Raw genomic sequence first — 25825 nt, forward strand, 5'->3', positions numbered from 1 at the left:
AACCCGGTGGCCGCCATGACGGCAGGCGTGCTGCGGATTGAAGGCCCATTGCTGCGTGCCCTGGCGCTGGCACCCGGCCTGAAACTGGTTCAGGCGGCGTACCGGGAGGAAACGGCCTGATCGCACCCAGGACCTAGACTTCGCAGATGGATATACGGCAGCTGGAGCGGCAGCGACTTCAGGCAATCCTGCACGCCGAGCAGGCCACCCTGGAGGCGCTTCATCACCCTGACTTTCAGTTGTGCACGCCCAGCGGCGCCGTCTGGACCAGAGCCTTTTATCTCTCGGGCCTGCTGGACGGCTCTCTTCAGTACCACCGCTTTGAACCCGTGACGCCCCTGGAGGTGCAGCAGGTGCCTGGACTGGGTGCCGTCCGGTACCGCTCGGTGATCGACGTGTCCTTCCAGGGTGGCCCGAACAACCACCTGGAATGCTGGCATCTGGATCTCTACACGCAGGCCCAAGATGGTGTGTGGCGCTGCCTCTGGTCACAGGCCACCGATACGATTCAAGACTGAAGGCGTCGCCCAGAGTCCCCCAGTCGAGACGGCCACCCGCTCTGGCCTGAAGGATGATGGTCACCCCACATCCGCGCCACGCACCCCCTCTGTGAGACGGACGCCAACCCGACCATGAGCACGCCTGATACGGATGCCGCTTCATTACGGCAAAGCCGGAATGGTACCGTCTGCGCCTCCATATCGCGGCATTCGTACCTTCTCTCTCGCTCTACTCGGATTTCATCGGAGTCCCTATAGCAGACTCGGAAAGCGGCACTGCCCTTCAAGCAGGCGAACAAGGTCCAGCCATGTTCTTCTGACAGCGGCTGCCAGTTCCATTGAGGGACCAACAACGCCCCTCAACTCCGTCTCTTCCGGAGACTCACTGTGTTCGCCTCAGGGTTGTTGAGAATCATCACCCTCAACCCTCCTGAGTTCCGCTATGAGAGCGAGTGCTCCAGACGGCAGGCCAGAGCGTTAGCCTCGCCTGACCTCAATACCCCCGGTGCTTGACCACCGCGCCTTGCCCTTCCAGCCACTGCGTCACCGTGCCCACGGCGGCTTTCACGCCCGGCGTGATAATCGGGCCGCCGAACTTGGCCAGACGTACCAGATGGGTGCCGTCTTCCCGCGCCGTGATACCCACCAGCACTTCCTGGGTCAGCTCGCCTTCGACGACATGCGCCAGCGCCACCCAGCCGTCACGCCGCAGCGCCTGATACAGCTCAAGCAGCACCACGGTCCAGCCCGCGTCCTGGGGATCACGGCCAGGGGGGCGGCGGTCCGTGACCTTGTCAAAAGCGGCGGGGTGAAAGTCGGCGGGCAGGGTCAACACAGCGTGGGGCACAGCGGTCTCCGGGGCAGAGAGAGGGTCGGCAGGATAGGGCGCGGTCTGGCCGTGTGGCACCAGCGCGTGGGCGGTGGGCACAAAGCGGGCGTGGTTGACACCCAGGCCCAGGTCGCGCCACTTGAGGGCGTACTTGGTTTCCAGGGCGGCGGCGGGCGGCTCGCCCTGTTCCACGCGCATGACGCCGCTTGAGGCGGCCTCAGCGCAAGCGAAGGCGAAATACTCATCGTGGTCGGTGGTTAGCAGAATGGCGCCGCCGGGTTTCAAGCGGCTGGCGGCCAGCCGGAAAAACGGCGCCCGCAGCAGGCGGTGGTCGGTGTGCCCAGCCTTGGGCCAGGGGTCAGGAAAATTGACCACCATCAGGTCCAGGCCGGCGTGGGGAATGACCTCGCGCACCAGCACGTCGGCGGGCAGTTTGGTCAGGTGGGCGTTGTGCAGGCCAGCGTCTTTGAGGCGGCGCGCCGCCTTGAGCAGCGACACGCCCGAGAGTTCCACACCCAGGTAATTGGGCGCCTCGGGGAAGGTGCGGGCAAAGTGCGGCCAGAAGCGGCCGTCGCCAAACCCCACCTCCAGCACCCAGGGGTGGCCGGGCGTGTCCGGATACAGGCGCGCCGGGTCGTCGGGAAACTGGAAATCACCCAGACGAAGAATCATGCGCCCGCCTCGGTCACCAGGTCGGTAGCCAGGCGGGCCGCGTCGGTCAGCACGCTGGCATAGGAGTGGTCGCCGGGCACGCACTGGCCCAGCATCCGTATCCGGTCCAAGCGGCCCACACGAAACCCGTCCAGCTCGCCCGGCGCGGGGGTCAGAAAACGCACGTCATAGGGGGGCTCCACGCCTTCACCCTCGGCGCGGCGCTCGGCGCCCACCAGCCAGACGCCGCTGCGCGCCAGGTCATCGGCTAGAAAATCGTAGGCGACTTCCGAGAGCCGCCCGGCCTCTTCCATTGTGTCGCCCACCAGCAGGCGGCCCTTCAGGAAGGCGCCCACTGCCAGCACACACAGGCGGGCGCGCAGGGGCGGGCCTTCCCAGGTGGACAGGGTCACGGTCGCCTCGTCCTCATCCAGCGCCGTCACGGTGCTTTGCAGCAGGTGAATACCGGCGGTTTCTTCGATGCGCGCCTTGACATGGCGGTGAAAGGTCCAGCCGTCAGTGTCGGGGGCCAGGGCCAGGCGCACCTCTTCAAACAGGCTGCCAGGCGCGAATACGGCGCCAGCGGTGGTGGGCTGGTACAGGTTGCCCAGGTGGTCCAGGGCCTGCGACACCAGCAGCACGTCCTGCCCGGCGCGGGCCAGCCGCCACGCCAGTTCGGTGCCGGCCAGGCCCGCGCCCACGACGGCCACGTCGTACAGGTGCCCAGGTTGCGGGCGGCTTCGGGGAGAGGCGGGGCCAAACATAGGGCGCAGTCTAGGGTGAGAAACCGGCGCAGGGCCAGGACACGGCGCCCCGTATGCTGTCGGGATGCCCCCTGAGGACGCCCCCAGCAACGCCGGTTACGCCTACCGGGCGGTGGTCCGGCAGGCCGGCACCCTGCTGGACTTTCTGAGTGTGCACTACCCCCACTCGGCGCGGGAGGTCTGGGCTCAGCGACTGGCGGCGGGTGAGGTAGAGGTTCAGGGCCGGCGCGCTCAGGGGGACGAGTGCGTGCGCGCCGGGCAGGTGGTGGTGTGGCACCGCCCCCCCTGGCGCGAAGAGACCGCGCCCCTGCACTTTGGGGTGCTGCACGAGGACAGCGCCCTGCTGGCCGTGAACAAGCCTTCCGGGCTGCCCACGCTGCCGGGCGGAGGCTTTCTGGCCCACACGCTCCTGAGTCTGGTGCGCGCGCAGTATCCGGGGGCCACTCCCCTGCACCGCCTGGGACGCGGCACCAGCGGCGTGGTGCTGTTTGCCCGGACTGGCGAGGCCGGGTCGGCCCTGGCCCGCGCCTGGCGCGACCACGAAGTCACCAAGGTCTACCGCGCCCTGAGCAGCGGTGAGGCCGCGCAGGATACCTACGACATCACCGCGCCTATTGGCCCGGTGCCGCATCCCCGGCTGGGCACGGTGTACGCGGCCCAGCCGGAAGGCAAACCCAGTGTCAGCCGGGCACAGGTCAGGCGGCGCCCGCCCGGCCAGACCCTCTTTGACGTGCAGATTGCCACCGGGCGCCCCCACCAGATTCGGATTCACCTGGCCAGCATCGGGCATCCGCTGGTTGGCGACCCGCTATACGGCCCTGGCGGCCTCCCTCTCCCTGACCTACCTGGACTGCCCGGCGACCTGGGCTACTGGCTGCACGCCTGGACGCTGGGGTTTCGGCATCCGGTGAGTGGGCAGCACATGATGGTGGAGGCCGAACCGCCGCCAGAGCTGCAGTAAGAGACCGAATGTCGCTGAGAGCAGCGCACACGTCCGAGGCTTTGGTTCTAGGCAACGACCTGCAGAGCTGAACGGGGACTTTCTCAGCCTAATCATCAGGTCGGCGTACTCATGGAAAAACCCGCGTGGATTTCTGCCTGACGGGCCAGCAACGGGGACGACGCGCCTTTTTCCGCCAGCAACTCAACGTGGCGCGCCGCACGCACCCCGCTACCGGTGCGACAACCCGAGTGAACCTGCCGTCTTCTGGAAGACCTCTAAAGCCCTGCCCTGCCCATTTACCGCTCGGTTTCAGCCGTATACGTGCCGTCAGCGCGGCCCCGGAAGGTCACGGTGCCCTGACGGTCGGTGCGGTAGACCCGCGCGCCCGCCTGCTTGTACAGGTTCAGCGCCTGGGCGGTCGGGTGGCCGTAGGTGTTGCCAGTCCCTACGCTGACCACTACATTCTCGGGGCGCACGTTGGCCAGCCACGCGGCGCTGTCGCCGTTCGCCGCACCGTGGTGAATGCTCTTGTACACCTGAAAGGGGCCGCGCAGGTCGGCGCGGTCCTGGGCCAGCCAGCCTTCGGTCTCGGGGGTCTCGCTGTCGCCGGTCATCAGGGCGCGGAAGTCCCCGAATTGCAGGGCGATCCCCACGCTGTTCTCGTTCTGCTCGTCGCCCACGCCGGGGGGCGGCGCAATCACCCTGAGCTTGACGCTGCCCAGATTGACCGTCTGATTGCTGGCCTTGGCAAAGGTGGTGCCTGCGTCCTGCAGCGCCGAGACCAGCCGCTCCCAGGTCTGGGTGGTGCCGCCCAGCCCATTGTTGAGAAACAGCCGGGGTTTGAGCGCCGCAGCCGGCACCAGGCCGGCAATGTGGTCGGCGTCGGCGTGACTGGCGACCATCAGGTCCAGGGCGGTCAGATTCAGCGCTTCCAGGTGACCCCGCATCCGCTCGGCGCTGCGGCCCCCGTCAATCAGCAGGCTCTTGCCTTCCGGGCTCTGCACCAGAATGGCGTCGCCCTGCCCCACATCCAGAAAGCGGATGATGACCTCGCCGGCTGGCCCAGTGGGGGCCCCCTCTTCCCCGCCGCCCCCCTGCTGACGCATCCAGCCGCAGGCGGCCAGCGACACGGTCCCCAGCAGCACCAGCACGCCCAGCACATCTGAGGCGCTGGGGCCGCGTGGGCGCCCGCTACGGGCCGATTTGCGGGCAGGGGCCGCCTTGACTTTCCTGGCGGCTGGCCCCGACTTGCTCCCTGCTTTACGCGGCGCCGCAGGTTTCTCGCCCGGCTTCTTCTTGCCCTTGCCGCCCGTCACAGCGTCACCTCGCCGTCGTCGTTCAGAGGCAGCGCCGCCTGTCCCTGCGTGTTCAGGGCGTCCAGCCGCGCCTGGGCCTCGGCCCGCCGCTCGGCCGTGACGCTGGGCAGCCGCACCAACGTCACCCCGTCAGGGCCGTCCTGCACCGCCAGCACGTCGCCTTCTTCCAGCCCAGCAGGCAGGTCGGCTAGAGGCCGGGTCACGGTGGTGCCGTCTGGCCGCTCCAGCCGAGCCACCACGCCGCGCGGCGTGGGTTCCAGGCCGTCCACGGTCCAGCGTTCGGGCCAGTTCTCCTCCGCCTGTTCTGTTTTTGCCTGGGCGCCTTCCCTGTTCATCTGCCCACAGCGTAGCGCAGGGCGCCGCCGGGCAGGTGTGGGGACACCCCAGGACCAGGGCGCCTCTCAATGCCGTGGGCACTGGTGTCGGTGATAGAAGCTCACTTCGTTCGCCTGAGCAGCAGCTGAAGCGCACCACCATAGGCCCCTCTGGGGGCCGCTCTCAGTCGGCGCTCTGGCGCAGCAGTTGCACGCGCTGGCGCTTGGCGCTGTACATGCGGGCGTCGGCCTGCCGCAGCCAGTCGCTCAGGGTCGCGCCCGGCCAGGCCGCCACGGCCCCCACATTCAGGCGCGGCGCCTGCGGCACCGGCCAGCTGAAGGCGGCCACCCGGTTCAGAAAATCGGCCAGCCGCGCCTCACTTTCGGTCAGGGGCCAGGGCAGCAGCGCGGCAAACTCATCGCCGCCCAGCCGGCAGACAAAGCCCGCTGTCCGCACGAGGTCGCCCAGCAGCGAGGCCACGCCGATCAGCACCTCGTCGCCCACTGGATGCCCATGCCCGTCATTGATGCTCTTGAAGTCCTGCACGTCCATGACCGCCAGGGTGTGCGGCTGACCGCTCCCCAGCGCGTCCTGCACCCGCCCGGTCAGGGTGCGGCGGTTGGGCAGGCCAGTCAGGGGGTCGGTGTTGGCTTCCCGCTGCACCTGTTCGTGCAGCGCGGCATTTTCCAGGGCGATGCTCAGGTGAACGCCCAGCAACTCCAGAAACTCCAGGTCTTCATCTGTAAAGGCGTCCAGGTCGTAGCTCTGCACCGACAGCACACCGACTTCCTCGTCGCCCACATGCAGCGGCACGCCCATCCACGACAGGGTGTGCGGCAGGTCATGGCGAAAATGCACACGCACCACCTTGAGGCCCTCGCGCGCCACATAAGCCCGCAGGTCGTTTTGGAGCCTCAATTGGCCGCTTAGCACACGCTCAAGTAAGCCGTCGGTGCGCGGGGGGAGATTCTGTTCGTCCAGGCTGTCACTTTCCAGGGTCAGGCAGTGCCAGCCGCCCCCCGGCAGGCGCCGGGCCAGCAGAGTTACGGGCGTGGCAAACAGCGCCTGCACCTGGGCGTGCATGGTCCGCAGCAGGTCCGGCGTGCGGGCGTGCCGGGCCAGCGCCGCCGTCACCTGTACCAGCGAGCGGTACCGGGCAATCTGGCGCTGGGCATCGGCGGTGGACGTGGTCACCTTGCGCCTTATTGTGGCACGCCGGGGGCCCGGCCCCTGTACCCCCGCACCCCCGGCGGCTGCCCCCGCCCGCCCTGCCGGGGACATTCCTGCCCAGCTCAACGCCGTATGCTGAGCGGCATGAAGTGGATTTCCGATCCCGCGCTGGTCGGTATCGCGCAGAAAGTCGAGGCCGGCGAGCGCCTGAGCTTTGAAGAAGGCCTGGCGCTCTTTCAGACGCGCGACCTCAATACCCTGATGCGCCTGGCCGACGGCCGCAAGCGGGCCCTGCACGGCGACAAGGTGTATTTCGTGCACTCGATGCGCCTGGAATTTACAAACATCTGTTACGTCGGCTGCACCTTCTGCGCCTTTGCCGCGCGCAAGACCGAGGAGCGCGCCTGGGACTACGACCCCGAACAGGTCGTGGCTCAGGTGGGCCGCCGCTACCTGCCCGGCATTACCGAACTGCACATGAGCAGCGGCCACCACCCCAACCACAAGTGGGCCTATTACCCAGAAATGGTGCAGCGCCTGCGCGAAGCCTACCCCGACCTCCAGGTCAAGGCATTCACGGCCGCCGAGATTGAACACCTGAGCAAGATCAGCAAAAAGCCCACGCTAGAGGTGCTGCGCGACCTTCAGGCGGCGGGCCTGAGCGCCATGCCCGGCGGCGGCGCCGAGATTTTTGCTGACCGGGTGCGCAAGCAGGTGGCCAAAAACAAGGTCAAGGCCGAGAAATGGCTGCAGATTCACAGCGAGGCGCATTCGCTGGGCATGCGGACCAACGCGACCATGCTGTACGGCCACATCGAAACGCTGGAAGAGCGCCTGGACCATATGCACCGCCTACGTGAATTGCAAGACGATTCGCTGGCCCGCTACGGCGGCGGCTTTCACGCCTTTATTCCGCTGGCCTTTCAGCCGCTGGGCAATACCCTGGCGCAGAACCTGGGCAAGACCGATTTCACGACGGGCCTGGACGACCTGCGCAACCTGGCCGTGGCGCGCATCTACCTGGATAACTTTCCGCACATCAAGGGCTACTGGGTCATGATTGGCAGCGAGTTGACGCAGGTCAGCCTGGACTGGGGCGTGAGCGACATTGACGGCACCATTCAAGAGGAGCACATTGCCCACGCGGCCGGGGCCACGTCCCCTATGGCCCTGTCGCAGGCTGGGATGATCCGCATGATTCAGCACGCCGGGCGCGTGCCGGTGCTGCGCGACGCCTATTACAACGAGCTGGACACTTTTCCCCACGTTACCGAAGCGGCGGACTGACGCCGTGAGCGCCCCCGACCTGGACGCCGTGCTGGCCCTGGACGACGCCTGGAATGCTGCGTATCACCACGGCGACCCCGAGCGTATGGCCGCCGTTCTGGCCGAGGACTGGCTGGCCTTTTTTCCCGACGGTACGGCGGTCTTCAGGGCCGACCTGCTGGCCAACATGCGCCGCGACCCCCCGCCCACTTTGATGTTCGAGCGCCACGCCAGCCGTGTGTTTGGTGACGCGGCCATCACGCGCGGCACGCTGTACGCCGGCGGCGAGCGTGTGCAGAGCTTTTTGCGCGTGTATGCCCGGCGGGCGGGACAGTGGCAAGCGGTCAGCGTGCAGGTGGTGCCGTGAAGGGGGGAGTGGGAAGTGGGAAGTGGGGTGTAGAAGCTTTTGCTTTTGGCTTTAGCCAGTACCGCGCTGTTCCTACTTCCTACACCCCACGCCCCACACCCCACGCGCACGCGGAGCGCCCATGACCTACCGCGCGGGCTGGATTCATTACACGAACGTGGCGCCCATTCTCGATTCCCTGGAATTGCCGCCAAGCGTCACCGCCATTACGGGTGTGCCCACCGAGATGAACGCGGCACTGCTCTCAGGCCAGGTGGACATCGCCAACATCAGCGCGGTGGAATTCATCCGGCACGCCGACATCCTGGAAGCCCTGCCGGACTTCAGTGTGGCGGTGCTGGGGCCGGTGTATTCGGTGAACCTCTTTCATACGCGGTCGCTGGCCAGGGTGCGGCGCATCGCCCTGACCGCGCAGTCCGCCATGAGCGTGGCGCTGCTGGAAGTGCTGCTGCGCGAGTGGGGCCTGACCCCTGTGCTGGAACGCGCCGAGGGCGACGCCGAGAGCCTGCTGAACCAGGGCTACGACGGCGTGCTGCGCATTGGCGACAGCGCTCTGCGGGAATGGTATGGGGTCGCCGGGCCCCTGACCCCGCAGACCACCATGACCAGCCTGCCCAACACGGGGCGCGGCATTACCGTGACCGACCTGGCCTGCGCGTGGTTTGACCTGACGGGTCACCCCTTTACGTTTGCGGTGTGGGCCTACCGCAAAGATAACCCGCCCCCAGCTGACCTGATTCAGGCGATGCGGGAAGCGCGGCGCGAAGGGATTGGCCACCTGGCCGCCGTGGCCCAGAGACACGCCGCCCGCCTGGGCCTGCCCGAGCGCGTGGTGCAGCATTACCTCTGGAACTTCCGCTACCACCTGGAAGCCCCCGACCGCCTGGGCCTGCACGAGTTCGCCGCCAAGGCGGTGCCAGGCCACGCCGAACTGACCTTTGGGCCAAGGCCCGGCCGCCGAGAGGAAGTGCGCAGCGGGCAGAGGTGAAAAGAGGGCGTGGGTTGTGGGCTAGAGGAAGACAAGGCAAGGGATGAGAGTCATCCCCGCATCTTTTGAAAAGTAGAACCTGCGGGCGGCACCAAGGCTTCCTGCCCCGTATTGCCCAGGTCCAGGCGAGGCCATTGTGCGCGCAGCGCGCAGGCCCTTTCGCGAGAGCAGCGGATGGCGTCGAAGCCAGACCCATCAATGAACAGAACGAGCTAGCCAACTTTAGTAAGAACTCTTGCCCAGTGCCAACGTCTGCTCCCCCTGCCTCTCTGGGGAGGGGGCTGGGGGGTGGGGCCAACCGAGCCTACTTCTCTTCCCCCACCGGCCCCAACACCACCACCGTCAACCGATCTAGCGGACAGAGCCGCAGCACCTCCTGCACGTCCGGCACCGTCACCCGCTCGTACCGCCCCACCAGTTCGGCCGTGTCCAGCACCCGCTCGGTGGCCAGATATTCCATGCCCAGCGCAAACAGCCGCCCCTGCGGCGTCTCGGCCCGCAGCAGCGTCCCCACGGCCAGCTTGCGCGCCGCCCGCTGAACCGCCTGCGGCGTGATGAGCGTTCCGGCATTTTGAAGCACGTCCCGGAAGGTCGCCAGCGCGCCGTCCAGGCGTTCCGGGTCGCAGGTCAGGCCGCCTTCAAAGGTGCCGGCGCCCTGGTAATCCAGGTGGCCCAGGTCGGCGCTGTCGCACAGGCCGGTGTCCACCAGCGCCCAGTACAGCGCGCCGTTCTCGCCGCCGATCAGGTCGGCCAGTACCTGCGCGGCCTCGCGCAGCGGATGGGTGGTGGCCAGGCCTGGGCAGGCGGCCACCACATGCACCCGTGCCAGGTCGGGGTCGTGCAGCACGCGGGTGTGCTCCGGCCAGGCCGGCAGGGGCAAGACGGTGGCGTCTGGCTGGCCAGCGGGCCAGGCCGCCAGCGCCCCCTGCGCCCAGGCCAGCACCGCCGCCGCGTCAAACTGCCCCGTGACGGCCAGCGTGACGCGGCCCGCGCCGTAGCGCTCCCGGTGATGCCGCGTCAGCACGGCGGGGGTCAGGGCCCCAACCGTCTCGGGCGTCCCCAGAATGGAGCCTCCCAGCGGATGCGCCCCCCAGTAGTCGGCGCGCAGTTCGTCGGCCAGGCGGGCGGCGGGCTGGTCGGCGTACATGGCGATTTCTTCCAGAATCACGCCCCGCTCGGTGTCAACGTCGGCTGGGCGCAGCGCCGGGCGCATCAGTTCGGTCAGGATGGCCAGCAGCTCGCCCACCTGCTCGGGCAAGGTGGCGGCGTGGTAGACGGTCGCTTCTTCGCTGGTAAAGGCGTTGGCGTGCCCGCCCAGTTCATCCAGGCGCTCATTGAGTTCGGCGGCGCCCACGGCCTCGCTGCCCTTGAACATCAGGTGTTCCAGAAAATGACTGGCGCCCTGCTCGGCGGCCTCTTCCTCGCGGCTGCCGGTACGCACGAAATAGCCCGCCGCCACCGTCTGAGCCTCGGGGTCGGGTTCAAGCAGCAGGGTCAGGCCGCCCGGCAGGTTGTGGCGCTGGGTCTCAGACATGGGTGGTCTCCAGAGGTGTCGACAGCGGGGGCACCGTGTTGCCCACTGGCCCCAGGGTCACGACGGTGGCCTGCGCAGCGGGGTCGTACCCGGCCAGAAAGGTGTTCACCCCGTCCAGGCTCAGGGCCTCCACCGCCGCGCGCAGGTCGGCGGGGGCGCGGGGGGAACCGAACAGGGCCGTGTCACGGGTCAGGGCGTGGGCGCGGCCACGCAGGCTCTCGGCGCCAAAGACCACGCTGCTGCTCAGGCCCGCGCGGGCGCGGCCAAACTCAGCGGCCGTCAGGCCCTGTGGCAGCCGCGCCAGCTCTGAGAGCAGAACCTCCAGGGTTTCGGGGGCGCGGTCCGGGGTGCTGCCCGCATACAGGCTCAGAAAGCCCTGCCCCCCCAGGACCAGCGGCGAGGCGCTGACCGCGTAGGCCAGGCCGCGCTCCTCACGCACCGAGTGAAACAGGCGGCTGGCGCTGCCACCCGACAGGGCGCCCACAGCCAGTTGCCAGGCCAGCCAGTCAGGGCTGTGCGGCGCCACCCCCGGACACAGCACGCTGAGGTGGGTCTGCTCGGCGTCCTCGTGCGCTACCTGAAGCTGCCCGCCTGCCTGAAAATCAGCGGGCACTTCGTCGGCCGCGCCGGGGCGCAGGTCACCGAGCACCTCCTGCGCGAGGGCGTGCGCCTGGGCTGGGTCCAGGTCAGCCACCAGCCCCAGCACCGTTCCGGCCTGGCCGTAGCGCGTCAGGTGAGCCCGCAGGGCCGCTGGACTTAGCGCTGTCAGGCCGCCGGGCGTGCCACTGACCGGGTGGGCGTAGCCGGCAAACGGCGACCCCAGGGGCCGGGGAAAGGCGGCGGCGCGGGCCTCCAGGGCCAGCAGGTCGGCCGGGCTGTCCTGCACGCCATCGAGGTCCTGCCGCGCCAGGTCGGTCAGGACCGGCACCTCGCTCTCGGGCAAGTCGGGGCGCATCAGGACATCGGCGCACAGGGCCAGCGCCGCCCGCAGGTCAGCCTGCAGGCCGCTGACGCTCAGGCGCGTGGCCTCGGGGCCGACCCCGCCGCCCCGCCGGACCCCCAGGTCATCAAAGGCGTCTTGCAGGGCGCGGGCGCTGCGGCCGCCGGCGCCCTTGAACAGCCACTCTTCCAGCACACCGCCCGCGCCTTCCTGCCCGGCCGGGTCGTGGGCGCTGCCCACCGGCAGCCGCAGGTCAAAGGCAAACCCCGGACTGCGGCGGCGCTCGAAAGCGACGCGCAGGCCGCTGGGCAGCGTCCACAGGTGGGCGGAGGGAGGAGCAGCAGGCATCCGGCCATTCTACCCCGCGCCGGCCTTTTTTCGCGCGTCCGGCGGGGGATAGGCGCCGGCGCCCCAGGGCTACCCCACCGCCATGCCCACACCCCGCCCCTGGGAGACGGCCAGCGTGACGCGGTTGCGGCCGCCCGTCTTGGCGGCGTACAGCGCGGCGTCGGCCTGGGCAATCCAGGCGTGCAGGTCCAGGTCCTGCGGGGTCTGGTCCTGTGTGGTCTGGGCCGTCTGCCCGGCGACCAGCCCCAGGCTGAGCGTCACTGGAATAGGCCGCCCCGCGTCTTCCAGCCGCAAAGCCTCGACGGCTTCCCGCAGCGCCTCGGCCACCTGCTGGGCCTCGGGGGCCGACGTGGCGGGCAGCAGCGCCACGAATTCTTCGCCGCCGTAGCGCGCAAACAGGTCCGTGCGGCGCAGCCTGGCCTGACACGTCTGCGCCACCGCCCGCAGCACCTCGTCGCCTGCCGGGTGGCCGTAGGTGTCATTGATGCCTTTAAAGCGGTCGATGTCCATCATGACCACGGCAAACGGCTGCCCACTTCGCCCGGCCTGCGCGAGCGCCTGCCCAGCCAGGGTCACGAAATGGCGGCGGTTATGCACGCCGGTCAGGGCGTCACTCTGGGCGAGTTGCCGGAGCTGCTGCTCGGCTTCCCGGCGCGCGGTGACGTCAAACAGCACCACGGCCTGCCCGCTCAGCCGCCCCGAAGCCCCCCGGATGGGCGAGCGCTGCACCGTGAAGTAGGCCGGCTGGCCCCGGCTAAGCAGCGTGACCTCCTCATCGGTGGTCTGGGGGGCGTCCGGCGGAGCCAGGTAGGGCAGGACAGTATGGGACGGCGCGCCCACGCCCGCGTTGCCAGTCAGCCCGAACAGTTCGCGGGCAAAGGGGTTAAGGTCCACCACGCGGCCACTCAGGTCCAGCACCACGATGCCCGCCCGGATGTTGTGGACCACGAGGTGGTGCGCGATCGGCACCAGCCGCAGGGCGCTGTAACGGAACAGCGCCAGGGCAAACAGCACCGCCGAGACCAGGAAGAAGAAAATCACCTCGTCCACACGGGGCAGCAGGTCCAGGCCAAACAGGTCTTCGGACATGCGCCCGGCCAGCGGCGCAAATCCGCCCAGCGTCAGCAACAGCCCCTGGCGCCGGAACAGCGGCTGGGCCGTCCAGTAAAAGCGCGTGAACAGCACCACGCTGGTTAGAATCGAGGCGTAGATGGCGGCGGCGTACAGCCAGAAGAAAGGGCCGTGGCCCGCCTGCAATTCCGGTTCGCCGGGCACCACGCGCAGTTCGGTCCACATCAGGTGATGAACGCTGTCGGTGCAGACCACGGCGAAGGTCAGCGCGGCCCACCCGGCCAGCGTCCATTGCACCCGCCGCGTCAGCCACGCCTCGCGGCCCGTGGCGTACAGGCAGAACACCAGCCACAGCAGCGGCGTCGGCGCGGCCCCCACATACTTGGCCACCAGCCAGGCGTGTTTGCCGGCCAGGGTAGGACTGCACAGTTCCAGGGCGTAGCACAGCGTCCAGATCGACAGGCCCAGCATCAGCCAGACAAAGGTGCGGGCCGCTGGACTGGGGCGACCCACCGCCACCAGGGCCAGCGCACTGGTCAGGCCCAACGAGACCAGAAAGGGCACAACGTATGGGGTGTATTCCAGCATGTAGGTCTCCTCGGCGCCGGCCAGGCAGGCGCCAGTAGGCCTGCCTTTAGTTTCTCTTTAAGTTTAAGCTCATACGGACTCCGATTGAATCGAGCGGAATGCCGGGTGGAATCCGAGCGAACTTGGAAAGCGGCGCCGCAGACTTGAAAAGCGCCGCAGGCGAGCGAGCAGGAACAGATGCGGATTTCGCGCTCTGGAAGCGCAGATGGTGCCTGTCTTTACCGTGCTGCAATTCAGCGGAATCCGTATCATCTGCCCTGAAGGCGGCACCCACTCTGCAACTTTTGCCGGTTTTGGCCTGAGGCCGGGACGCGGCATGCTCAGCCGAATGCGACGGGTCATCGGAGTGGTACTAACACTGGCCGTGCTGGGCGGCGCGCTGTTTCTCCTGTGGCCGCTGCTTGAGCAGGCGCGGCGGATATCCGCCCTCCTGTCCGCCCCCGCGCCGGTGGCGGGCAGTCTGCCCAATCCGCTGCCGGGCCAGCGCTTCGTGGACACCTGGGGCGCGGCGCGCAGCGAGGGCCGGCGGCATGAAGGCGTGGACATCTTTGCGCCGCACGGCACCCCTATCCGCTCGGTCACGCGCGGCCTGGTGCTGAATGTGGGCGCGAACAATCTCGGTGGCCGCACCGTCATGGTGCTGGGGCCCGCCGGACAGCGGCACTATTACGCGCACCTAGAGCGGTACCCCAACCTGAAACGCGGCGACTGGGTGCAGGCGGGCGACGTGGTGGGCTATGTGGGCGACAGCGGCAACGCGCGCGGTACCCCGCCCCATCTGCATTACGGCATCTACACGGGGCAAGGGGCCATCAATCCGTTCGGGCTACTCCGGCAGCAATAACGCACGGCGCAAGTGTTAAGCGCTTAAGAAGCCTTAAGCCAGAGGTCACGGCGGGCTCATAGAGAATTTTATCCGTTCAGCACGACGTTTGAGGCCATTAACGCTTCGTTAACGTGAGGTTTTATACAGTGATGTCACAGGAAAAGGAAGGCAGAAGCGAGGGAGCGCCGAAGCCATCTGGAGCCTGAAGCCGGAAGCCTTACCGCTGAGATCGGGTGCGAGTCGCCGGCAGGCCGCACGACGGAAGGGGGTCGCCGCATGACCCTGCAATTCAGTCATCACTGGGCCACACCGTAGGCCCCATCCCTGGAGGGAAGATCATGAGGAACATTGCACTGCTGGCCCTGACCGCTGTTCTCGGCACCGCTTCGGCCGTGACCACCAACACCCAGACCACCCCCCTGAAGCTGAAAGTCGACAACGTCTGCGTCACGGCGTACAGCGGCTTTGACGGCGCTTCGCGCAACTACACCTGGGGCACCCTCGACCTGGGCAAGATCAACGCTGTGTCCAGCGTGACCTCGTCCGCTCAGGTGCTGGCCGTGGACTGCAACTACAAGACGGCCCTGACCGTCATTCAGCCCACCTCCATCACCCTGACCAACGAAAATGGTGACACCTTCAGCATCAACAACGATGTCTGGAGCCTGAGCAACCCCCTGTCGGTGCAGTTCCGCGAAGCCGGCAGCTACACCCCCAACTGGGGCTACGGCCCTTACCAGTACTACGCCTGGAGCGCTGACTTCAAACTGGGCGGCCCTGGCACCGGCTACGGCAGCGCCTGGTCCATCCCCGGCGGCAGCTACACCGGCAACCTGGAAGTGAAGTTCGAGTACAACGAGTAATCCCACCCTATCCTGACGCACAACCTGGCCTACGCTGCCAGGTTGTGCGTCTTCTCAAGGAGCCCCTATGCGTATTCGCCCCCTGCTTCTCCTGCTGCTCTGGACGGCGGCCAGCGCCAGCCCCAGCAGCCCGGCCGCCAGTTGCCAGATTGTTCAGCTGACGGCCAATCTGGCGCCCTACCGCGCCCCGACGGGCGCGCGCGGCACGGTTCACTTCCGGGTGAATTGTCCGGCTGCTGGCCGCTACGTGGTGGCACTGAGTACCCCAGACGGTCCTCTGAGTGGCCCCGTGGCCACCCTGCGGCTGCGGGGGCACTGGGGCGAAGCGCAGGCGCACCTGACCCTTCCTCTGGACCTGACCGTCTCGGGGTCGCGGACCTTTGATCTGAATGTGCAGGTCGCCCCTGGGCAGTGGCGACTGGCAGGGGGCGACTACGAACTGCCCTTTACGGTCAGCACCACCCGACTGGACGCTGCCCCCGCAGGAGAAACACCATGAAGCGCTTGACCCTTGCCGCACTGGTCCTTTTGGGCACTGCCACGGCGCAGAACTTCAGCCTCAGCCCCACGGCGTTCAACCTGGACCCAGCCCGTACCAACACCTCGCAGGTGCGCCTGCAAAACCCAGGCAAAGTGACACTGAAGTTTCAGGTCGAGGTGCGCAAGTGGACCACCGAAAATGGCCAGCATGCCTACTCCTCCACGCGGGACGTGGTGGTCAATCCGGCGACGTTCACTCTGGGGCCAGGAGAGTCTCAGGTCATTCGCCTGGGCCTGCTGAAAAAGGCAGGGGCCGACGAACTGACCTACCGGGTCTTCGTGAAGCAGGTGCCGGCCGAAGGCACAGCGACCCAGCAGGTCAGTAGCGGCGCAGCCAACATGAATCTGGCACAGCTGGTTCAGCTGTCGCTCCCGGTGTATGTCACGCCCGCAAACAGCGCCCCCAAAATTAGCTTCCGCGCACGCAAAGATGGCAGCACCCTAACACTAGACGTCATAAACAGCGGCAATCAACATCAGACGTTCCGGGCCCTGTCGGTGGTGACTGGCGGCCAGGAAATCAAATTGGGCAGCACCGCCGTCCTGGGCCGCACCACCCTGAGCCTGCCTTTAAAAGGTGTCGTCAGCGGGCCTCTAGAACTGCGTTACACCGACACCAACGACAAGGAATGGAGTGAAACGCTTTCGATTCCCTGAGGGATGGCGCGCTTCTTGGCTGCTGACTGCGGCGCTCTCGGCTCAAGCCGGCGCCCAGACCACTGACCAGGCCGCCAGTTCCCCCTGTGCTACACCGCCGATCTTCGTGGACACCATTGTCAACGGCGAGGCACGTGGCGGCGCGCTCATTCTGGTCCGGCCCACTGACCTGTGGGTGACGCCATCCATTCTGAGTGAGTCAGAAGCGGGCTACATCGCCGAGCAGGTGACCTGCGATGACGGCCCCTTCGTGCGTCTCGATCCCCGCCTGGAGAGTCGGTACAACGCCGCCGAACTGACCCTGGATATCCGGGCCCGTCTGGACCTCCTGCCGGGCAACACCCTGGATCTGGGGACACAGGCCGGCGTGGCCGGCGCGACGGACCCCACGCTGCCTCTGGTCACCTTGAGTGCCCGTGGCGGCGTGAACCGCTTTCCCGCGCCGGCCGGGCTTACGGGCGTGCCGGCCACCATCAGTCATAACGCGGCGGTGCGCGCTGGTGTGCAGGTGGGGCAGGTGCAGGCCAGCGCGGCGGTCAGCGAGGTGGGCGCGGTGACAGACGGCCAGACCCAGTCGCAGTGGCAGGGCGAGGTCCAGGCCACCTATGACTTCAGCGAGCACCTCTCGGCGGGCCTGCAAGCCTACGCCCACCTGAACGGAGGTGAGACGACCCTGGACCCGCAGCGCATCAGCGGCCTGCGGGTGACGGTGGGTGACACGCGCGCCTACCGCCTGCCCGAAGTTGTGCTGGCCCTGCCCCTGGATGCCGATGTGGATCTGGTCATTAACGGCGAAGCCCTGCCAAGACTGCGGGCCCGCGCAGGCAACCTGTCGCTGCGCAACATTCCCGTGAGCGCCCCCGAAGGCGTCCTGGAATTCACGGTCCGCGACGGCACCGGCCTGCGCACCGAGCTCCGGCGTTACACAGCCGCCGAGGTGGTCGTCACGGCCCGCGCCCTGGCGGCGCAGGCTGAAGCTGGGCTACTGGGCACCCAGCCCGCCGCACGTGCCACTGCGGTCTACGGGCTATCTGACCGCTGGAGCCTCTCAGGGCAAGCCACGGTGACCCGTGAAAATTGGACGGCGAAGGTGGCCACCCGGTACGTTCAGCCGCAGCTCAATGCGGGGTTAGGCGCTGAATACGACGCCAGCCAGCCGGACCAGGCCGCCCTGAACGCTGACGCCACCTATGTTCGTGACGCCTGGCGGGTCACCGGAACTGTGCGGGCCCTGCCCCTGAACCTCAGGGCCAGTGCGCTGGGGGCTCAGGTGACCTGGACACAACCCCGCTACAGCGTTTCGGGGCGGCTGCAAGCGGTGCCGGGCAATGCCCAGTATCTGGCGGGCCTGACTGTGAATAACCGGATCAACGACCAGTGGGCGGCGGCACTGGACGGCAGCGTCACCTCGTCCAGCGGCCAGGTGGGGTGGAAAGTTGGACTCGGCGTGACCTGGAACCCGATCTCGACCGTCAATGTCATCACAGCGGCCGAATCACAGGGCGGCTCTCAGAGCACAGGCCTGAGCGGTGTGCGAACCCAGGTGCGCTATCAGCCGACGCCCGAGCACACGATCAGTGCAGCGGCGCAGCTGACCACCGCTCAAGAGCGCTTTGCCCGGCTGGGCTACGACTACGATGGCCAGGTGCGGCTGTCGGCCAACGTTTCCACCGCTGGCGAGTGGGGCGTGTCCGGCGACGCCGGCGTCGCCTGGGTCGGAGGCCGCGTGTACATCACGCCAGACGAGCCAGGGCCTGGGGTTTTGGTGCGCGTAGGGTCGCCGGGTGTGCCGCTTCTGGTCAACAACACGCGCGTGGTGACCGATGCGCGCGGCGAGGCGCTGGTGCTCCTGGGGGCCGGCCTGCGTTCTGTCAGTGTCACGCCCGATTTTGAGGCCCTGCCCGTCACGGTCAGCGTGCGTGAGGAACGCCGTGAGTTGACCCTGGCCGCGCACGGCGTGACTGTGCTGGACTGGAGCAAGAACTTCGAGCGCTTCGCCTGGGTGCGCCTCCTCCATCCCGACGGCACGCCGCTGAAATACGCCCAGCTGACCCTGACCGGCGGCCCCACCACAGACGACGATGGCTGGGCGCTGGTGCCTGCCTTCAGCGCGCCGCTGACCGTGCAGGTCACCGAAGAAGAGGCGAGCCGCCCCCCCTGTCAAGCCGTCCTGACCCCCGGCGCCGAGACCGCCACCTGCGCGCCCCTTACCCCCCCAGCCGCGCCCTGACCGCTGGCCACTCGGCCGCCACGATGGAATACAGGACCGTGTCGCGCTGGCTGCCGTCCAGGCGCGGCATGTGCTGGCGCAGCACCCCCTCGCGCACCGCCCCCAGGCCCTCGATGGCCCGCTGAGACCGGAGATTCAGGAGGTCGGTTTTGATTTCCACGCGCAACGCGCCCAGGGTCTCGAAGGCGTGGCCCAGCAAGAGCCGCTTGAAGGTGCGGTTGGCGGGCGTACACATGTGGGCCGGCGCCAGCCAGGTGCTGCCGATTTCCAGGCGGCGGTGGGCCAGGCGCATCTCCATATACCGGGTCGCTCCTGCGTAAGCCCCGCCGACGAGCGCCACAAACGGCTGCTGGTCCTCGGCGTTCAGGGCATTCAGGTAGTAGCGCTCCAGCGTGGGCGGCGTGATCATCTGCGCGTACTCGGCCGCGTTGGCCTGGGCCAGCAGCATCAGCGGCGCTTGATCGCTCTCTTGTAAGGGGCGCAGGGTATAGGGCCCGCTGCTGAACGTGAGGTCGTGCCGCATAGGCCGACTGTAGCCCTTCCAGCAGAGCCTATCGCCGCCCTATTCCTTCTCCTCTGTGGTGGGCCGAGCAGACTTCCGCGAACAGCGGCTTTCTTGGATTGGATGGTGCGACTAGCCCCCCAGCCCTGTACATGAAGACCACTGTTAGCGCGTGCGGAAGGTGAAGGTGGTCTGCGACTCGTAGACCTCACCGGGGGCGAGGCGGGTCGAGGGAAAATGGGGCTGGTTGGGCGAATTGGGGAAGTGCTGCGTTTCCAGGCAGACGGCGCCGTGCCGGGCATGCACCTGACCGCCCTTGCCAGTCACGGCGCCGTCCAGAAAATTGCCGGTATACACCTGGAGGCCTGGAGCGGTGGTGGCCACGGTCAGTTCACGGCCACTGGCCGGGTGACGCAGCACCGCCGCTGGGCGCAACGTCCCAGCCGGTCCCCGCACCACAACGTTGTGGTCGTAGCCGCCGGGCAGCTCAGCCGCATGACGCGCCATAGCTTCGCCCAGCCGCTGGCCGGCGCGGAAGTCCAGCGGCGTGTCCCCCACCGCCCGCACCTCGCCTGTTGGAATACCGCCGGCGAGGGCCGGGGTGTAGTGATCGGCGTGCAGGGTCAGGTCGTGGTCCAGCACCAGTGACTGTGGGGCGGCGCTCAGATTCCAGTAGGTGTGGTTGGTCAGATTGACCACTGTGGCCGCGTCGGTCTCGGCGCGGTAGGTCAGGCTTAGGGTGGGGTGCGGGTCGGCAGTCAGGCTGTACGTCACCCACACGCGCAGGGTGCCGGGAAAGCCTTCTTCACCGTGCGGGCTCAGGCGAGAAAACGTCACCTGTGGGCCCTCCGGCGTCAGGACAGGCCGCGCCTGCCACAGCCGCAGGTCGAAACCGTGTGGCCCGCCGTGCAGGGTATGGGGCCCGTCATTGAGGGGCAACTCGACCACCCGGCCGTCCAGCACAAAGCGGCCACCCGCAATCCGGTTGGCGTAGCGGCCTACCGTGGCCCCCAGGTACGGCGAGGTGTCGTGGGAAAAGTAGCCTTCGGGGCGATCGTGGCCCAGCACGACGTCGCCCAGCACGCCCTCACGGTCCGGGACCTGCACCCCCACCAGGGTGGCGCCGAAATTGGTCAGGGTGACCTGTGCGCCGCCAGGCAAGCGCAGGGTGTAGAGGCACACCTCCTGCCCACCGGGCGCCACGCCCCAGCGGCGCGTGTCCAGTGTGCCGGCGGCGCTCATCTGCGCCTAGCGTACACCCAGCAACAGCTCTATGGTCAGCTGGTCTAGAGCTTCCAGGCCAGGGCCCCGCGCCCCCAGCGCTGCGCGGTCAAAGGTGCGCGCCTTGAGGGCCGTCGCGTTTTCCGGGGAAAAGGTACCCGTCAGGGCACTCAGCTCCGCGTCCTCTACGCGGTAGGCCGCCACCGCTGCCTGAATCTCGGCGTCCTGGGCAAACTGCGCGGCCTTCTCTTTCAGAATCAGGTAGGTGCGCATGCAGCCGCGCGCAAAGGCCCAGACGCCGGCCTCGTCCTCGGTGCGCAGGGCGTGGGCGTCAAAGTGCTTGGGCCCGGCGTAGCCCGTGTCCTCCAGCAGTTTCACCAGGAAAAAGGCGGCCTTGGGATTCTCGGCGCCGAAGCGCAGGTCCTGGTCAAAGCGGCCCATCTTCTGATCGTTCAGGTCAATGTGAAAGAGTTTCCCGGCGTCAATCGCCTGCGCCACGGCGTGCGGAAACGACAGCCCTGCCATCGTTTCGTGGGCAAACTCGGGGTTCAGACCGAACAGGTCTGGCTGGTCCAGCGTGGCAATAAACCCCAGGGCGCTGCCCACGGTGGGCAGGAAGATGTCGGCGCGCGGCTCGTTGGGCTTGGGCTCCAGGGCGAAGCGGTAGCCGTATCCCTGGGCCTCGCTGTATTCGGCCAGGTAATTCAGGCTGTCCCGGAACCAGGCCAGGGCGTCCAGCAGCTTGCCCCCAGCATCGACCTCGGTGCCCTCGCGCCCGCCCCACAGCACGTAGGTCTGCGCGCCCAGCTCGGCGCCCAGGTCCATGGAGTGCATCGTCTTGTGCAGGGCGTAGGCCCGCACGCGGGCGTCGGCACTGGTAAAGGCGCCGTCCTTGAACGCTGGGTCGGAAAAGAGGTTGGTGGTGGCCATCGGCACGACCAGGCCTGTGTCTGACAGCGCCGCCTTGAAGTCCCCCACAATCGCGTCCCGCTGCGCCGCCGAGGCGTCAATAGGCACTAGATCGTTGTCGTGGAGGTTAACGCCGTAGGCGCCCAGTTCGGCCAGTTTTCGTACCAGGTAGGGGGCATTCAGGGCCGGGCGAGTGGCCTCGCCAAAGGGGTCGCGGCCGGGGTTGCCCACGGTCCAGAGGCCAAAGGTAAAGCGGTCAGCGGAGGTGGGGGTATAGCTGGGCATAGGGGCTCCTGGAGAGTGCAGAGGGGTGGAGTGTGGTGGGCTGGTCAGGGATACAGGGCGGTCCGGGTGTGGGCGTAGGCCGCCAGGGCCTCCCCCATCTCCAGAGGGGGCACAGCCGGCAGTGCCGCTGGGCGAGTGGCGTCCAGAGCCGCGTTCAGCGTGGGGTGCAGGCCGGCGGCAGGCATCGCCAGAATGGCCGCGCCGTGGGCCGCGCCGGGGCGGGCGGCCGTGGGCTGCACCGGCAGACCCAGCGCGCCGCTGGCCAGGCCCAGCCACAGGTCGCTGCGGGCGCCGCCCCCGGTGGACAGCAGCGTGTCCAGCGGCGCCAGGTCGCACATCACGGCGTAGGCGTCGGCCAGCGCCGCCACCGAGCCTTCCAGCACTGCCCGCACCAGATGGGGCCGCCCGTGCGCCAGGCTCAGGCCCGTAAACGCCGCGCGGGCGGCCGGATTCATCAGGGGACTGCGCTCGCCCGCCAGGTAGGGCAGGAAGGTCACGCCCTCGGCGCCGGGGGGCACGGCGGCGGCTTCGTCCAGCAGCGTGGCAATCGGCACTTCTGGCGCCAGCTTGCCGTGCAGCCACTCCAGCGACCCCGCCGCCGAGAGGGTCACGCCCAGCAGGTGAAAGCCGCCATCGGCGTGGGCAAACAGGTGCACCCGGCCCTCCGGGTCGGGGGTGGGCTGGGCCAGGGGCGCAAAGACCACGCCGGACGTGCCCAGGCTCAGGCTGCCCACGCCAGGCCGCGCGGCAGTCAGGCCCAGAGCCACGCCCGCCGCGGCGTTGTCGCCGCCGCCCGCCACGACAGGCAGGCCTTCGGGTAGCCCAGTGGCGGCGGCCCAGTCGGCGCGCAGGTGGCCCACCACGTCGGTCGAGCGCCGGACCTCTGGAAACAGCGCGGCGTCCAGGCCCAGTTCGGCCAGCACGTCTGCGTCCCAGGTGCCGCGCGCCAGATTCAGGGCGCCCACGCCGCTGGCGTCGCTGGGCTCGGTGGTCGGCACGCCGGTCATGGCGTACCCCAGGTAATCCTTAGGCAGCAGCGCGCGCCGCACCTGGGCAAACACCCCGGGCTCCTCGTCGCGCAGCCACAGCAGTTTGGGCAACTGAAAGCCGGTGACGGCGCGGTTACCAGTGCGCGCCACCAGCTCGGCGCGGGGAAGACGGGCTTCTATGGCCTCCACCTGCGTGCCGGTGCGCTGGTCGTTCCACAGCAGGGCGGGCCGCAGCACGTCGCCCGCTGCGTCCAGGGGCACCAGACCGTGCATCTGGCCGCTGAGGCCCAGGGCCAGCGGCTCGGCACCCAGCGCGCGCAGATCGTCGGCCAGCTCGCGCAGGGCAGCGCGGGTACCCGCCAGCCAGTCTTCCGGGCGCTGCTCGGTCCAGCCAGGGCGCGGGGTCAGCAGCGGGTAGGTATGGGTGCGCTCAGCGACGACCTCGCCCCCCGCCCCCAGAGCCACCACCTTGACGCCGCTGGTGCCTAGGTCGGCGCCCAAGGTCACAGCGAGCCGGGCGGCCATTACGCGGCCCCCACAGCTGGGGCCGAAGCCGCAATGGCGCGCGCCAGCACCTGCGCCGCCGCGCCGCGGGCGGGCAGCAGCAAGCTGTCGGGGCGCACTTCTATCCGGACGGGCGGCGACCCTGGGCGGCGGCGGTGGGCCGCGTAGAAGTCCAGCGCGGTGTCGATCAGGGGCCCGCCCAGCCGGGTCAGGGCCCCGCCGATGACGATGTCGCTGGGGTTGAGGGTGTGGTGCAGGTTGACCAGCAGCAGCCCCAGGGCTTCGCCCGCGCGCTGCAGGGTGACGCCCACCGCCGCCTCGCGCAGCCGGGGGGCCAGCGCCACGTCCAAGGCTTCTTGCACGTTCAAGCCCAGCGCCGCGCGAATGGCCCAGCCGCCCAGCAGGGTTTCCACACAGCCCCGGTTACCGCAGTGGCAGTACAGGCCGCCCGGCTGCGCCACCGTGTGCCCCAATTCGCCAGCCAGCCCGTGCGCGCCGCGCAGCACGTCGGGGCTGCCGCCCAAACGGCCGATCAGGCCCGCGCCGACCCCGCTGCCCAGGCTGATGTATGCCAGCAGTTCGGGTTCGGGCCCCGCGCGCAGATAGCTTTCGCCAAAGGCCGCCGCGTTGGCCTCGTTGTCCAAGGTGCAGCCGGCCGGCAGCGGGGGCAGATGCGGCTCCAACAGGTCCAGAAACGGCACGTCTTCCCAGCCCAGGTTGGGGGCGTACAGCAGGCGCTCGCCGCTGGGGTCCACTGGCCCGGGCAGCGCCACCCCCAGCCCCAGCGGCAGGCGGCCCTGGACGGCGGGGTCGGCCCGTAGTGTGGTCAGCAGCTCGGCCAGGGTCTCTACGGCCTGCTGCGCCGTGCTGGTGGGCACCTGATGCTGCGCCGAGGCCAGAATATCGCCCGAGAGGGTGCAGGCCACCGCCCGCACCCCCAGTACGCCCACCTCGGCTCCCAGCAGCACCGGCCCGCTGTCGTTCAGGCGCAACTGGCGCCCAGGGCGGCCCACCAGCCCCTGTTGCAGGTCGCCTTCGTGCAGCCAGCCTTCAGCGAGCAGCTGGCCCACCAGGCTGCCCACCGTCACCTTGGTCAGGCCGGTGCGCAGCGCGAGGTCGGCGCGGCTCAGGCCTGGGGTGCGCCGCAACAGATTCAAGATGGCCGAACGGTTTAAGTGTTTGAGGTACGGCTGATCGCCGCCCGTGGGCATCACGGACATAAAGCCTCCAGTGGGCTCGAAAGTAAAAAGAGTTAACCAACAGGAGAGTAAAGGGCTGGTGAATGCCCGTCAAGAGGGAGAAGCAAAAGGAGAATGACCATTCCTGGTCTCGGAGCAATTGAGCCGTGCTGCTAGCGCTTGAGTTCGGAGAACACCGCTTGCAACCTCCGAGCATTTCTGCCCCTTGCCCGCCGACTCACAAATAAGGTCTCTTTGCACTTTTGTATTTTCGATCTACGAACAGCTTTTAACCACAGAGCGAGCTACAGGTCAAAAACACTGTTTCGGAGGCAAAATCCGCCCTTTTCACCCTAGTTTCCACTCACCTGCCGTCTTGAATCAGCTTGACAGCGCTTTCAGATAGGTTTACGCTTCAGGCACCTTAAAGACCCATGAAGTGCAGGCGACTGTGGCCTGCAACTGAAGGAGCAGCCCTGTGTCTATGCTCGAACCTGTCACCCTGGCGCATGTGGCGCGTGAAGCGGGCGTTTCGCCCAGCACCGTCTCGCGCATTCTGAACGGCACGGCCAACGTGACGCCAGAAAAACGGGTGCGGGTTGAAGCCGTGATTGCCCGCCTGAACTTCCGGCCCAATCCGCAGGCCCAGGCGCTGGCCGGCGGGCGCAGCCTGAGCATCGGCGTGATTACCCCCAGCCTGCACTCCACCTTTTACGGCGAAGCCCTGGCGGGCATCGAGGCGGCGCTGGACGACACGCCTTACCACCCACTGGTGATCAGCGGCCAGTGGCGCACCGAGCGCGAGCAAGAGGCGCTGGACGTGCTCCTGGCCCGCCGGGTGGACGCCGTGATTCTGCTGGGCGGCATTCTGGACGACGAAATCCTGCAGCATGTGGCCCGCCGCGTGCCGCTGATTGCTGTGGGCCGCGAGGTGCGGGGCCTGTCCGAGTGCTGCATCGTGCTGGACAACGCGGCGGGCATGCGGCTGGTGGCGAAGCACCTGCTCTCGCTGGGCCACCGTCAGTTCGCCTACATCAGCGGCGCCGAGCGCCAGAGTGACGCCCTGGAGCGCCGCCACGCCTTCCTGGGCACGCTGCAGGCGGCGGGCCTGACGGTCCCAGACGGCCTGATTCAGGTGGGCAACTACACCGAAGACGGCGGGCGACTGGCCGCCCAGCGCTTGCTGGACACCGGGCTGCCCTTTACCGCCCTGGCCTGCGCCAACGACCAGATGGCCCTGGGCGCCCGCCTGACCCTGTACCGCGCGGGTCTCCGGGTCCCCGAGGACGTGTCACTGACCGGCTTTGACGACGTGGTGACCTCCAGCCTCATGACTCCGCCCCTAACCACCGTGCGCCAGGCCATTTACGACATTGGGACAGTGGCCGCCCGCGAGGCGCTGAATCTGCTCGCCGGTCAGCCGGTGAACCGTCAACTCTTTACCCCCGAACTGGTGGTGCGTGACTCGACCGCGCCGTCACCGTCCCCATCTCCGGCGGAGGCCCAGGCATGACCGGCCCCGCTGGTTAGT

At 68.1% G+C, this 25825-nt stretch carries 24 protein-coding genes; 11 read left to right on the forward strand and 13 right to left on the reverse strand.

Going from position 1 to position 25825, the window contains the following annotated elements:
• Positions 1-146 precede the first annotated feature (146 nt).
• Entirely contained in the window at positions 147-518 is a 372-nt protein-coding gene (locus GO986_RS13215; protein ID WP_157459775.1) for a nuclear transport factor 2 family protein, read from the forward strand.
• 475 nt (positions 519-993) lie between these two features.
• On the opposite strand, the gene trmB is transcribed toward GO986_RS13215, so the two are convergent.
• Both trmB and GO986_RS13225 read right to left on the reverse strand, forming a co-directional pair.
• Positions 994-2001, reverse strand: coding sequence for a tRNA (guanine(46)-N(7))-methyltransferase TrmB (gene trmB / locus GO986_RS13220; protein WP_157459776.1), 1008 nt, complete (start codon positions 1999-2001; stop codon positions 994-996).
• Positions 1998-2744, reverse strand: coding sequence for an FAD-dependent oxidoreductase (locus GO986_RS13225; RefSeq protein WP_157459777.1), 747 nt, complete (start codon positions 2742-2744; stop codon positions 1998-2000). Before GO986_RS13225 ends, trmB begins: the two co-directional genes overlap by 4 nt.
• A 64-nt stretch (positions 2745-2808) precedes the next feature.
• Here GO986_RS13225 and GO986_RS13230 point away from each other — a divergent pair, with 64 nt between their 5' ends.
• The gene (locus tag GO986_RS13230) at positions 2809-3705 is read left to right on the forward strand and encodes an RluA family pseudouridine synthase (RefSeq protein ID WP_157459778.1); all 897 of its coding nucleotides are present in this window, start codon (positions 2809-2811) and stop codon (positions 3703-3705) included.
• Between the two features lie 278 nt (positions 3706-3983).
• Here the strand turns inward: GO986_RS13230 and GO986_RS13235 are convergent, their stop codons facing one another.
• The 3 genes from GO986_RS13235 to GO986_RS13245 form a co-directional block, all read right to left on the reverse strand.
• Positions 3984-5003 carry a ComEC/Rec2 family competence protein gene (locus tag GO986_RS13235; RefSeq protein ID WP_369409356.1) on the reverse strand — a complete coding sequence of 340 codons (1020 nt, stop codon included), beginning with the start codon at positions 5001-5003 and terminating at the stop codon, positions 3984-3986.
• Positions 5000-5338 (reverse strand): DUF3006 domain-containing protein, encoded by a 339-nt coding sequence (locus tag GO986_RS13240; RefSeq protein WP_157459779.1) that lies wholly within the window; start codon positions 5336-5338, stop codon positions 5000-5002. Before GO986_RS13240 ends, GO986_RS13235 begins: the two co-directional genes overlap by 4 nt.
• A gap of 163 nt (positions 5339-5501) precedes the next feature.
• Complete coding sequence (locus GO986_RS13245; RefSeq protein ID WP_198170665.1) at positions 5502-6512, reverse strand: GGDEF domain-containing protein; 1011 nt, start codon at positions 6510-6512, stop codon at positions 5502-5504.
• Between the two features lie 120 nt (positions 6513-6632).
• Here GO986_RS13245 and mqnE point away from each other — a divergent pair, with 120 nt between their 5' ends.
• From mqnE to GO986_RS13260, 3 genes are all read left to right on the forward strand, one after another.
• A complete protein-coding gene (gene mqnE / locus GO986_RS13250; protein ID WP_157459781.1) occupies positions 6633-7775 on the forward strand; it encodes an aminofutalosine synthase MqnE in 1143 nt (380 codons plus the stop codon).
• A gap of 4 nt (positions 7776-7779) precedes the next feature.
• Positions 7780-8121, forward strand: a complete 342-nt coding sequence (locus tag GO986_RS13255) for a nuclear transport factor 2 family protein (RefSeq protein ID WP_224572547.1) — start codon at positions 7780-7782, stop codon at positions 8119-8121.
• 121 nt (positions 8122-8242) lie between these two features.
• A complete protein-coding gene (locus GO986_RS13260) occupies positions 8243-9109 on the forward strand; it encodes a menaquinone biosynthetic enzyme MqnA/MqnD family protein (RefSeq protein WP_157459782.1) in 867 nt (288 codons plus the stop codon).
• A gap of 304 nt (positions 9110-9413) precedes the next feature.
• On the opposite strand, the gene GO986_RS13265 is transcribed toward GO986_RS13260, so the two are convergent.
• From GO986_RS13265 to GO986_RS13275, 3 genes are all read right to left on the reverse strand, one after another.
• Complete coding sequence (locus tag GO986_RS13265; RefSeq protein WP_157459783.1) at positions 9414-10643, reverse strand: M16 family metallopeptidase; 1230 nt, start codon at positions 10641-10643, stop codon at positions 9414-9416.
• Entirely contained in the window at positions 10636-11931 is a 1296-nt protein-coding gene (locus tag GO986_RS13270) for a M16 family metallopeptidase (RefSeq protein ID WP_157459784.1), read from the reverse strand. Before GO986_RS13270 ends, GO986_RS13265 begins: the two co-directional genes overlap by 8 nt.
• Before the next feature lie 69 nt (positions 11932-12000).
• A complete protein-coding gene (locus tag GO986_RS13275) occupies positions 12001-13590 on the reverse strand; it encodes a histidine kinase N-terminal 7TM domain-containing diguanylate cyclase (RefSeq protein ID WP_157459785.1) in 1590 nt (529 codons plus the stop codon).
• A gap of 328 nt (positions 13591-13918) precedes the next feature.
• On the opposite strand from GO986_RS13275, the gene GO986_RS13280 reads away from it, so the two are divergent.
• From GO986_RS13280 to GO986_RS13300, 5 genes are all read left to right on the forward strand, one after another.
• Positions 13919-14434: a M23 family metallopeptidase gene (locus GO986_RS13280; protein ID WP_157459786.1), complete on the forward strand. Its 516-nt coding sequence runs from the start codon at positions 13919-13921 to the stop codon at positions 14432-14434.
• A gap of 320 nt (positions 14435-14754) precedes the next feature.
• Positions 14755-15279: a hypothetical protein gene (locus GO986_RS13285; protein WP_157459787.1), complete on the forward strand. Its 525-nt coding sequence runs from the start codon at positions 14755-14757 to the stop codon at positions 15277-15279.
• A 67-nt stretch (positions 15280-15346) separates the two neighbouring features.
• Positions 15347-15778 (forward strand): hypothetical protein, encoded by a 432-nt coding sequence (locus GO986_RS13290; RefSeq protein WP_157459788.1) that lies wholly within the window; start codon positions 15347-15349, stop codon positions 15776-15778.
• Positions 15775-16476 carry a fimbrial biogenesis chaperone gene (locus GO986_RS13295; RefSeq protein ID WP_157459789.1) on the forward strand — a complete coding sequence of 234 codons (702 nt, stop codon included), beginning with the start codon at positions 15775-15777 and terminating at the stop codon, positions 16474-16476. Before GO986_RS13290 ends, GO986_RS13295 begins: the two co-directional genes overlap by 4 nt.
• A 106-nt stretch (positions 16477-16582) precedes the next feature.
• Positions 16583-18706 (forward strand): fimbria/pilus outer membrane usher protein, encoded by a 2124-nt coding sequence (locus tag GO986_RS13300; RefSeq protein WP_157459790.1) that lies wholly within the window; start codon positions 16583-16585, stop codon positions 18704-18706.
• Here GO986_RS13300 and GO986_RS13305 read toward each other — a convergent pair.
• The 5 genes from GO986_RS13305 to GO986_RS13325 all read right to left on the reverse strand — a co-directional run bounded on the left by GO986_RS13305 (position 18684) and on the right by GO986_RS13325 (position 24336).
• A complete protein-coding gene (locus tag GO986_RS13305) occupies positions 18684-19229 on the reverse strand; it encodes a GNAT family N-acetyltransferase (protein WP_157459791.1) in 546 nt (181 codons plus the stop codon). The genes GO986_RS13300 and GO986_RS13305 overlap by 23 nt on opposite strands.
• A 144-nt stretch (positions 19230-19373) precedes the next feature.
• Positions 19374-20450: an aldose epimerase family protein gene (locus tag GO986_RS13310; protein WP_157459792.1), complete on the reverse strand. Its 1077-nt coding sequence runs from the start codon at positions 20448-20450 to the stop codon at positions 19374-19376.
• A gap of 6 nt (positions 20451-20456) precedes the next feature.
• Positions 20457-21623 (reverse strand): xylose isomerase, encoded by a 1167-nt coding sequence (gene xylA / locus GO986_RS13315; RefSeq protein ID WP_157459793.1) that lies wholly within the window; start codon positions 21621-21623, stop codon positions 20457-20459.
• Positions 21624-21667: 44 nt separating this feature from the next.
• Positions 21668-23137 (reverse strand): xylulokinase, encoded by a 1470-nt coding sequence (gene xylB / locus GO986_RS13320; protein ID WP_157459794.1) that lies wholly within the window; start codon positions 23135-23137, stop codon positions 21668-21670.
• The gene (locus GO986_RS13325; protein WP_157459795.1) at positions 23137-24336 is read right to left on the reverse strand and encodes an ROK family transcriptional regulator; all 1200 of its coding nucleotides are present in this window, start codon (positions 24334-24336) and stop codon (positions 23137-23139) included. Before GO986_RS13325 ends, xylB begins: the two co-directional genes overlap by 1 nt.
• A gap of 442 nt (positions 24337-24778) precedes the next feature.
• On the opposite strand from GO986_RS13325, the gene GO986_RS13330 reads away from it, so the two are divergent.
• Positions 24779-25807: a LacI family DNA-binding transcriptional regulator gene (locus tag GO986_RS13330; protein WP_157459796.1), complete on the forward strand. Its 1029-nt coding sequence runs from the start codon at positions 24779-24781 to the stop codon at positions 25805-25807.
• Positions 25808-25825: the final 18 nt, after the last annotated feature.

The organism is Deinococcus arboris (assembly GCF_009755355.1).
Taxonomy (GTDB): domain Bacteria; phylum Deinococcota; class Deinococci; order Deinococcales; family Deinococcaceae; genus Deinococcus; species Deinococcus betulae.